Annotated in this window: 8 protein-coding genes and 1 pseudogene; 4 read left to right on the top strand and 5 right to left on the bottom strand. The window is 55.3% G+C overall.

Annotated features, from left to right (window positions below; translation table 11 throughout):
• The coding region (locus VGN12_05045) for an IS3 family transposase (protein HEY4308801.1) at positions 1 to 101 on the top strand (101 nt) is incomplete at its 5' end.
• A 27-nt stretch (positions 102 to 128) separates the two neighbouring features.
• Entirely contained in the window at positions 129 to 1,238 is a 1,110-nt protein-coding gene (locus VGN12_05050; GenBank protein HEY4308802.1) for a hypothetical protein, read from the top strand.
• A 273-nt stretch (positions 1,239 to 1,511) separates the two neighbouring features.
• On the opposite strand, the pseudogene VGN12_05055 reads toward VGN12_05050, so the two are convergent.
• Together VGN12_05055 and VGN12_05060 are read right to left on the bottom strand one after the other, a co-directional pair.
• Positions 1,512 to 1,781, bottom strand: a pseudogene (locus VGN12_05055) (transposase).
• A gap of 102 nt (positions 1,782 to 1,883) precedes the next feature.
• Complete coding sequence (locus VGN12_05060) at positions 1,884 to 3,761, bottom strand: hypothetical protein (GenBank protein HEY4308803.1); 1,878 nt, start codon at positions 3,759 to 3,761, stop codon at positions 1,884 to 1,886.
• A gap of 197 nt (positions 3,762 to 3,958) precedes the next feature.
• On the opposite strand from VGN12_05060, the gene VGN12_05065 reads away from it, so the two are divergent.
• Both VGN12_05065 and VGN12_05070 read left to right on the top strand, forming a co-directional pair.
• On the top strand, positions 3,959 to 5,047 hold the full coding sequence (locus VGN12_05065) for a toll/interleukin-1 receptor domain-containing protein (protein ID HEY4308804.1): 1,089 nt from the start codon (positions 3,959 to 3,961) through the stop codon (positions 5,045 to 5,047).
• A gap of 223 nt (positions 5,048 to 5,270) precedes the next feature.
• Positions 5,271 to 5,417, top strand: coding sequence for a hypothetical protein (locus VGN12_05070; protein ID HEY4308805.1), 147 nt, complete (start codon positions 5,271 to 5,273; stop codon positions 5,415 to 5,417).
• 907 nt (positions 5,418 to 6,324) lie between these two features.
• Here the strand turns inward: VGN12_05070 and VGN12_05075 are convergent.
• The 3 genes from VGN12_05075 to VGN12_05085 all read right to left on the bottom strand — a co-directional run.
• Entirely contained in the window at positions 6,325 to 8,175 is a 1,851-nt protein-coding gene (locus tag VGN12_05075; protein ID HEY4308806.1) for a toll/interleukin-1 receptor domain-containing protein, read from the bottom strand.
• A 74-nt stretch (positions 8,176 to 8,249) separates the two neighbouring features.
• Positions 8,250 to 8,789, bottom strand: coding sequence for a hypothetical protein (locus tag VGN12_05080; protein HEY4308807.1), 540 nt, complete (start codon positions 8,787 to 8,789; stop codon positions 8,250 to 8,252).
• Positions 8,790 to 9,529: 740 nt separating this feature from the next.
• Positions 9,530 to 10,084 (bottom strand): hypothetical protein (locus VGN12_05085; protein HEY4308808.1); only part of this gene is annotated, 555 nt, incomplete at its 5' end.

The following is a 10,084-nucleotide window of genomic DNA, read 5'->3' on the forward strand; positions in this document are numbered from 1 at the left end:
CCAGCGTCTTTGAGTACATTGAGGTATTTTACAATCGCCAGCGTCGGCATTCGTCGCTAGGCTACTTGAGCCCCGAAGCGTTCGAGGCCAAGATGAACTGAGTTGTTTGTCCGCCGCGCCCGTGCTACATGGGGAAGGTCATTGTCGGTCGCTGCCAGCATTCGAATAGCGTCCAAACAGCATTTGTTGACGTTGACGCAAAATGGCTAGTGAGCGCCTCTGCTGACCGGCAACTGATGGTATGCGATTTGACGGAAAACAAACTGCTGGGCAATACGATAGCACTTGCGGCTGATCCACAAGGCGTCAGTCGAGTAGCATCAGACCGAATTCGTGTGGTGATGGCAGGGGAGCGCATCACAGAATATAAGCTCATACCAATTCCTTCTTTTCCTGAGCATCATGACTTGCGGGCTTCTGTGTTGGATGATGAAGCGGCGGCGAGGAAACAAGTGAATCGAGAATTGGCATTACTTCCGATAAATACTGTTGTTGCTCGTTCTCCCAACCGGAAAATTGCTATTCGGATGGCTAAGCAGTCCGAAATTGAAGCGATGCGCGAAGATTCCGGTCGGTTAGGCGGAACGCTATGGCGCCGGGAAATGGTATCGCCTGTTTTGCGGATTCACTTCGAAAAAAACGGAGATGTTTTAGTAGCTCAGACCGATTCTTTTACTACGGAAGTTCTGAATTCCAACACTGGGGAACGTATTGGTTCCGCTATCGAAGAAAGGCGACTCTTTGGTGACGACGTAAAAGGATCGGAACCGCTTGCCTCCTACTTTGGTGGGTCATTAAGACCAGCAATACCGTTGGCCTCCGACCTTGGAGCGGCGCGGAACTTACTGCTAACGCGTAGTTTTTTTTGGGATCCGCCTAATTTGGGCTATTACTGGTTCACTGTATGGGATATTGAATCAGGATTACCATTGATTGACGTTGAACGAGGTGGCGAAGCTGTCGCCAAGGATGAAGATTCCGTTCTGAACTACGCTTATGTCAGTCCTGACCAGCGGTTTCTTTTCCTCGAAGGCGACGATCCAAACAAAACGAATCGAAGCATCCTACTGCTTCCCACACCCGAATTACGAGCAATCCTCCCGAAGGCAGCAGAGGCATTTGGTGGTCTCAAAGTCGAATCTGATGGATCATTCACTGTCGTTCCTGACCGACTTCGGATAGTTAATTCATTTTTGGATTTATGGAGCAAATCTATCAAGCATATAAAGGCCGACTAATCAATATCACGCATTAACTTTGGCGTGTGGCACTCGCAGAATGGGATGTGATGTTGCGGCAGCCTATCCGATAGCAAACAGGCAAACGTTCACGCTCTCTGGTTGACCCAAGGGTAGCAGCGACGACGGCAAAAAGCTGGTCGGGCATTTTCATCGGCTGCCCGCTTCGGCTAGAGCAGCGTATTCATGGTTATAGCGAGTAGCCGCAGTGGCGGAAACAACCTGCGATGTCGGCAGGGTTCACGGCCACCAGGGCGTCTTAAAGGCGTCGTGCAAGGCTTCGACCGCCCGGGCCGCGACGGTGCGCAGTAGGCGTTTGACCTTCGAGAAGATCATCTCAATCGGATTCAAGTCCGGCGAGTAAGGTGGCAGGTAAAGCACCACCGCCTCGGCCGATTCGATGAGCGTTCGAATGACCAGACGTTTGTGCGACGAGAGATCGTCCATCACCATCACGTCCCCGGGCCACAACGTCGGGACCAACACACGCCGGATGTACACCTCGAACACTTGGGCATCGCTCGGGCAATCGATGGTGATCACCCCGCGCCAACATGATGCCGCGCGTCGCCTTCGTCCGACCCGTCGTCGTCCTGCTCGAGTCACGAAAGATAATGTGCAAGAACGGAAATGATCTCCGCTGCCTCACGCTGGCAACTCCAACTCCCGGAAACTCAGGGACACCATCCATTCCTGGTTCTCCGTCGCCATTACGTGATGGGCTTTGGCCACTGCAAGGTGAAGGTCATCCAGTGTTGTCGCATGCTCGGCTTCGCGCGTGCATTCACGCAAGACCTGGTCCATCTGCTGTGAACGGCCCATAATTCGCTCGCGCTCCAGGAGGCTGTTGATCGCCTGCGATGCACCGCCCCACGCCGGGAGGATAATCGAGAGCGCGACGACCATCGCCATGCCGAACGCCAGATTGGCATGCGTCGAGGTTTCGTCGTGCGGCACGCTCCAATGCACCAGCGCCATAATCAGCGTTCCGGCAAAAAATGACAGCCCGACATATCGCGAGCGCGCCACGCCTCGGCGTTTTTTAAGCGCGTTGGATGCGTGATAGGCAGCCTGGTCGGCAAGCCATGCGTCGATCAAGAACCGCTTGAGCGGTTTAAGCTCATGAATCGCAGGCATCACCTTCTCACAATTCGGGATCAGACAATCGCAGCCGCGCGAAACCCAGCTTCCATGCGCGCGATAAAATGGCAGCGTATCTTCCGGCCGCGGATTGCCGGCGAATACCGATCGCCCGAGCAAAGACGTGAAGCAGGCCGTCCGCAATCGTTCGGCAAAATGGCGATTGTGAAGCCATTTTTCGTGCCATGCTTCGTTGCGGTTGATTCGCAGCAGTACAACCGCAACCATCATCGCCGCCACCTCAACCAGGATCAGCCAGGTTGATTGCGGGAACATCAGCAGTTGGATGACGGCGGTACTGACGGCAGCGGCCGAGAGACAATGAATCGCGACGCCGCCGGCGGTGTGAAGCTCCTGATAGCGGATGGCCATCTGATCCGCCTTCGCATAGTGCGGCAGCAGGTGCTGAATGATCGGAGAAAGAAAATCCGCACCAATACCCGCCTGGGCGGCGTGTGTACGCAGGTGGTTTTCCTGCCAACGGTAACTTGCCCCGCAGGCGTCACCATCAAACGCAGCGCCGTGGTTGTAGGCGGCGACCTGGTGAAAACTCTGCGAAAGCTCCTTTGCGCTCGCTGGCAGCTCCCGTTCAATGAACGGGCGATCGGATTGGGCAGCTGCGGCACCATCCGGTTTACACGCGACAAGCCATTTCGGCGGAGTTGCCGGCAGTTCAGAATTGATCCAAATCACCGGTCGCCCATGGCTCAAAGCATAAGCAACAACATCGCCTGTGCCACCATGACCAGCAGCCGCTTTGCCATTCCAAACAACGATTAGCATCTCGCACGCATCCACGACCCAGCGCCCCGCCGCCATGTATCCTTCGTTGCGCTGCTCATCCGTCAACGGTGGCTTCTGTATCGCTTCGGCAGTATTGTCCTTGTCATCGCTAGATCCCAACACGGTCGGCGATGGATCTCGTGGACGAAGCAACTCAAATTCCGCCAAGTCGTCTGGCCGATCGAAATCATTTCTGTATTCGGCCAAGTCAAACGGAAACACCGCTTGCAGCCGCGAGTTCGGGCGATCCAACACCGCCTTGGCAACAATGCGATCGGCACCCTTGGCCAGCGCCGACACGATGGTCCAATGCAGCGGTGTGCGACGATCCTGCGGCGTATGATGGTCCGCTATGGGCAGCGACGTCCATGCCATTTTCGCGCACCGAATGAGAGCGTAGTCTATTCGCTGGGCCCAAGTCTTCAATGAGCCGCCAATGCCGTGGGGGTGCTCTGATGCCGATTCGAACGTCCGCTGGACTTGCTCGAGCAAGGATTTAACTGCCCGTGAAACCCCATCCACATCCGACAAGTTACGATGCCCGGAGACACCAATGCGAAGCTCATAAGGCAGCGGCGGGATAAGAAGATCGGTTTGCATTCTCTGTGAGCGACGGATTTTACCTAATTGGACATGCAATAGGGAGGGGTCAGCCTGAATTACCATCGCTTCCTACAGAATCGCGGCGAGGATTGGCATGTTTTATGAATTGCAAGGCAGATGTGCTTCTTTATTAATGCGGGGTTAGGTTGCCCCGCGATCACCTTATTATGCCGCAATCTCGTTTTCGGTATCATATGCCTATCGTGTCAGCAGAGCACACATATCGCGCATTTATTAGTTACTCACATCTGGACGGTCATGCCTATGCCGTTGTTTCCGAGACCTTGAGGCGAGTGGGATTGGAGGCTTGGTCTGATAAGGATTTAGCTGCCGGCAAAGGCTTCACTGAGGGAATTCAGACGGATATCACTCATTCGCACGTCTTCGTCCCCATTCTGACACCACGATCTCATGAGCGCGGCTGGGTCCATCAAGAGATTGGATATGCCGAGGCGATGAAGGTGCCCTGCGTTCCCGTCTGTATCGGGAAAGTCCCCGAAGGCATGATTGCGATGCGGCACGCGGTGAAGGTCGATGAAGAATTGAACGATTTGGAGCGGATCCTTCAGCGCGTGAACTTCCAGCAACTGGTTCGGGAGGCAGGCCGTGAGTGGGTACCACGCATCGGGTGTGCCAACGAGCCGGAAAAACGCGCCGAAATGATCGAGCGATTTTCAGACGAAGCGATTTCAAGGTTCAAGCCGTTCTGCGTACGCATTCAAGGCAGTCTCAATTCGTTTAGTCTTCCGGATGAGCCTCCGGACCATCCCGCTTGGAAAGCACGTTACGGTGATAAGCCGCGAACTCCCCATGCGTACGAGTGGTATCGTCGAGAGCGTCAGGCACTTGAAAGGCACGCCGTCAAGGGCGGCCTCAAAATGATCGTCAACTACGGTCTGGACATTGACGGCGCCTACGGTCAAGGAGCGAAGCGTTCGCGGCTCAGCATTCTGGTGAAGTTTCTAGAATCATCAAATCTGCCGAACGAAAATGCATCCATTGCATTGATCGATCGTCACCCTCCAGACATGGTTCTTGCAGTTGGAAACTGGTTTGTCGCAGAATCGCTTGCGGGCAGGCCAGTGCGCGGTGTGATTGGAACCGTGTTCACGGCCCATGCCCCAACCGTCAGCCGAGCCGTGGAAGATTTTGATCACAAGCTAGCCACACTGTTGACAGCTCAAGGAACATCACCGGTTGAGTCAAGGCAGTGGGCAATTGATAAACTTAGATCCGTCATGGACACGCTCCCCCGGCATTCCGATTGGTTTGGATATCAATAGGAAAATATCCGATGCCCTCGAAGCGGTCTCGCTATCAGATTTCGAAACTGCTGTTCACGGAGGATACATAGCGACCCGATATACAACGGTCGGCGAATAGGATTTGAAACTGCGCTACCGGATTCGCAAGTGGTCGCCGCCGTTGGGACGATTGTGCGGTTCGATCGAATTCTCGTCGGATGGTTTGTTACGAAGTACACGTGCGGCGGTTTCGAGGAGGTCGATGATTAACGAGGCCGATGCCGCTGATGAAGGAGGCTCCGGTGCATCAACCACATCCGAGCAGCACACCGGCCCAGGCGAGGGTGATGGGATTGCTGTACATGGCGATGCCGTAGATAGCCCAGATTATTCCGATGTCGGCGATTGACTGAACGAAAATGCGATGGTCAAAAGAGAACTGCTTTACCTTGACCTGTTAGCCGAAAACTATTGATTTTCACAAACATCATTTTGAGCAAACTCTGGCTACACATGCGGTATAGCTTTGTTATTGGCGAGCGCAGTGGTTGGCGATAAGATCGCCCATACGGCCATAGGAGGATAGTGGCAACTGCCTTTACAACGGTAGGAAAACAGGATTCGGAGCTGCGCGAACGGGTCCGCGACTGCTCTCCGCCAGTGGGCCGACTATGTGGTTCTATCGGGTTTCTCATTGGATCGTTTACCACAATGTATTTGTTGCGGCTCGCGTTCGGATTGCCAGCGGATTGGTGGGAGCGCGATAGTTGGCATATGGCGGAGGTTGTAACGTGCGTGACGGCGATTCTCATCGGTGCCGTAGCAGGACTAATCTCGATGGGCGCAGGACTAATGGTGCGAGTGCGCAATGATGTCGTGCATCACGCAATCACAGTGATTTGGAATTTGGCAGCCAATGGGTTCATCGCCTCAATAATGACCTATGGGACAGTGATGAGGCTCCATGTGAACTCGAATGACGAATTGAAGGCGTTGTTCCGCGCATATGGTGTAGGCCACAGCACTGTGATCATGGTCGGGTGCGCGCTTGCATGGCCACTTGCCACCGCGGCTCTAGCTTTGGTGCTGAGGGCGTTGACCCTAAGGTCGCCGCGTCCACTGAGGCTCCTCATGATTGCGTTTATAGGCTCGGCCGTAGCGGCTGACGTACTGTTCAGAAAATTTGGGTTTGAACTGCAACTCCGATGGATTATCCCCATGGCTCTTGTGCAGTCGATCGCGACGGTAGTCGTGTCGATTGACACGATTCGCAGGGATTGGCGCGCGAGATTGGGGATTCAAGACTAATACAGCGTTTATTCGGCGGCAGATTCGAGAACAGTTGAGGGCTTACCCAAGCCAACGCCGCTGATGAACGAGGCTCCGGCCAGCCATCCGAATCCGATGAGGACTCCAGACCAGGCAAGGGCAATAGGATGGCAATACTTAGCTATTGCGCAAATCGTCCAGAAGATGCCAATAGCGGGGATCGATTGAACGACCGCAAGGGTTTTACGGTCCTTAATAGCCATCTTGAAACGAGAGGCAACGCAAAGGTGAATCGCAACCCCTTCGATGAACGCCAATGCAATGATGATAGGCGCGTCGAGACCGTTTGCGGCTGCTGCAGCAGCCCAGCTAAGTTTTCCATTGGCCATCATTGGCCCGAGTATCATTGCGGGAATCCCGAGGACGCAAGCGGCCGTAACCGCCACAGCGAGGACTGGAATGCTGAGCATAAAAATCAGCGCACTGGCTGAGCCCGGTAGAAGCTGGATTGGATGGACGCGGCGAACTGTCAGCGCAAGCATATTAATGTCGGCGTCGCTGTCGATGCGCATCACAGTTGGACGGCCGAAGCGGGGAACTCGCTGCGGGTCGATGAGGGGAGCGAACAGTTCGGCGACGCCATCTACAGGGAGTCGGGTCATTGGATCAATCGCGACGAAGATCGCGGGGCGGCCGATGGCGGAACGTCCGTCGAGGGCGGCCATAATCTCGGAGGCGACCCACTCGCGTGACATGCCGAAGTCGTCAAGGAAAAGGACAAAAATGTCGGCGGTCTCAATCTCGCGATTCAAAGTTTGGCGCCACGAGTCGCCGGGTTGGATGGAAAGCTGATCGAGGAAGACGCGAATGTCCGTGCGCGCGAAATTTGCTGCAAATTTCTGTGCGGACTCAGAACTCCAGCGACTGGCGCGCGAATAACTGACGAAGACGGTATGGCGCGGCAAAGCGGCACAAAGTGGAATCGCATCAAGTGACGGCAACTCATCGAGCAAGCGGTGGGCGCGATTTATGGCACCCTTGCGGTCGCGCTCCAGGTTCTGAAAGGCAGCCGCCACGGAGCCGGGGCGCGTGAGCCTGGTCGCCCGTCGCCGACTGACTTCCATAAGCAGCCCCAGTGCGAGGCCGAACCATGTCCAATGGGGTTGTCCAGTGGCGTGAGCAGTCGTGATGAACAAGACACATGCCACCAAGTGTGCGGTGGATCGTGGGGCAAAGTCCGTGCTCTGCCGTTTCCATCGGCTCGCCTGATCACCGCCGAGCCAGAGGAAGACAGGTAGCATGGCGAAATGAACGGCCGCGGCGCTGGCCACCGCTGCGATGATGGCCGACGCGCCTGCTGGCAGGTGCGTGTCCCGCCAGCCGACGCTGGAGACCCGATAGAGCACGGCAGTAGCTAATACTAAGGGAACGGAAAGAAATTGAACTACGGTGATGCCGCTTCGGACGTGATGACCTACATGACGGACCAAAGTGCGGTAGTGGGCGACATCGATTGCATCGTTCCGTGAGTGAATTGCGCGCGCAACGTCCAGTGCGGTGGCGTCCGGCGTGGCGTCGTTACGAAGGTGCATTGAATCGACGAGCAGGCTCGCCAATCGGTTTCCAGATCGCGCGCGGGCGTGTATCGCGTCGGGCGAAAGTCCGGGGGTACAGGCGAAGAAATGAAAGACCCTTTCGCCGGCTAGGCGTGTGGCGGCGCCACGGGCATGATTAAGCAGGATTGGGTCGTCCCATGCCATTTCGTCGATCGCCAAGATCACGATGAAGGCGAGTTTGGAGAGTTCGTCAGTTTTTGGGTCGTAGCCGCCATCAGTGGTTGTAGCGGCAACAGCTAGGGCATTCTCTCCTGAAAGGTGCGAAGACAAAGCTGCCATCATTGGGGCGAGTGAGTTGCTGTCTCGAGCGATTATCCAGACCAGCGGCCCTGTAAAAGTTGGGGGAAGTATAACTCTCATTGGTGGACTGCTTTGAAGTGACGGATCGTTTGGTCACAAATCAAGACGCCATCCTGGCGGTCGTTGCGGGCGTCAATTTCGCGGGATTTGGCCAAATCTGCAAGACCATCCAAGTTGCCGGAGCGAAGGCGGATGATGCCGACTTGATATACGACGTCACTCAACGCATCGACCTCGTCTCCGCCGGATGCGCAGGCGCGGAGTCCGCGCTCGGCGTCTGCTAGATCGCGAATAGCTTCGTCGCGGCGGTCTTGAACCCCGAAGAGCATCCCGCGCTGCATAAGACCGAAGGCGCGGTCGCGGAGAGCATGATGCTGGTCACACAGTTCTATAGCGCGCGTGTATAGTGATTCGGCTTCGTGCAAACCAGGATGGGCGAGCGCAATGCGGTGGTCGTCGGGACTCATCTTGTAGACAGGCTTGCCCATCTCGTGAAGATAGGATTCGTAAAGCAGACGCGCGCGACGGTAGCAATCGAATCGCGGGTTCAACTTAGATGCAAACCACTCCCCGAACCGATCAAGCAAATTGGGCATCGTAATGTTCCTTTACCATTTCTTCGTCGAATGTAGTTGCAAAGTTGCGAATTTGAGCAAAGCATAAATGAGGGGAAGAGACCGTAGGGCCGAACAAGACCTCCTGCTGAAACGCGTCATGCTCGTGTCGGATCAGTGCCTTTCAGTACTTCCGTGTCGATAATCGATAGAAGTGGCAGGTCAAGGAGGACCAAGCCATGCCGGAGACGTCGATTAGCGTATTGGACTGCCTTTCCGCCGTTCCCGATCGTCGCGCCGCATCGGGCAAAACGTCATCCCTTGGCCACGATTCACACGCTTTGTGTCCGTGGCCATGTCGTGCGGCGGCCGGTCCCTCTTCGCCATCGCCCCTTTAGTCGCGATGGGGGAGATCGCCGTATAGAAGATTATAATAACGATAGCGACGTTCGTCGGGGAATTTATGTCAAAGGTTCCGCGAAGAATTGATCCCGAAAATGTACACAAAACTGTACACAATTTTCTGGCGAACAGGTGTTACATGTGTATCATATGTTGCGTCCGTCCGAGGCCGTAAACCCTTGGAAGTGCAGGAAGTTCTGATTACATCAGCCAGCTACGGTTTTTGAGGCCAGTAATGGCGGTAGCAAGTTTCTCTTTGAACATCGTTCGACCTCCCCCGAATAAGTAAACAACGATAGATATGGAGGGTCTGGGGTGACGTATGACTTATGGGGGACGAAGCTGTGGTTGGCTGCTTGGTGGGCGGAGAGTCCGACCGGTTACAGGAGCTCAGAGAAGCTCGCGATCTTGAGTCGAAAGCGGTAGTCCTTCTCCCATGTCTCCTTGATGGCGTCCGCACGGACCACATCGATAGCACTGAGTTGGATGAGTGAGACCATCATCTCTTGGGTCGTTCGGACCTCAAGTGCTGGGGCGATTCTCTTCGCCGCTTTTGCGGCGGCTCGGTCATCAATGCCCAGAGCGTAACCCCTCTTGATTGCGAAGGCGATAGCGGAGCATTCGCCGATGCCGAGTCGTGACCGCCCGTCGCCCAAGTGGAGCTCCGCCATGAGTTGTAGTTCGGGCAGCTCGGTGATGATGATTTCTTCGATGTGCTTTTCGGCCAGAGCTGCTGTAAGCCTAGAAAGTTGGTCTGGGTAGTGCTGCGTAACTTCGTGGACAACGTGCTCGGTAATGCGTTGGCGACGGCGGCGGTGATGCGCGTCTGTTACCGGCTTCCCTTCCGGCAGATCACGCGTTTGTTCAAACATCTTCCCGGGTTGTCGATCAGCCCCGGGGCGATCGTCAAGCAGATCAAACGCCTGGGCAAGTGG

It is taken from the genome of Pirellulales bacterium, assembly GCA_036499395.1.
Taxonomy (GTDB): Bacteria; Planctomycetota; Planctomycetia; order Pirellulales; family JACPPG01; genus JACPPG01.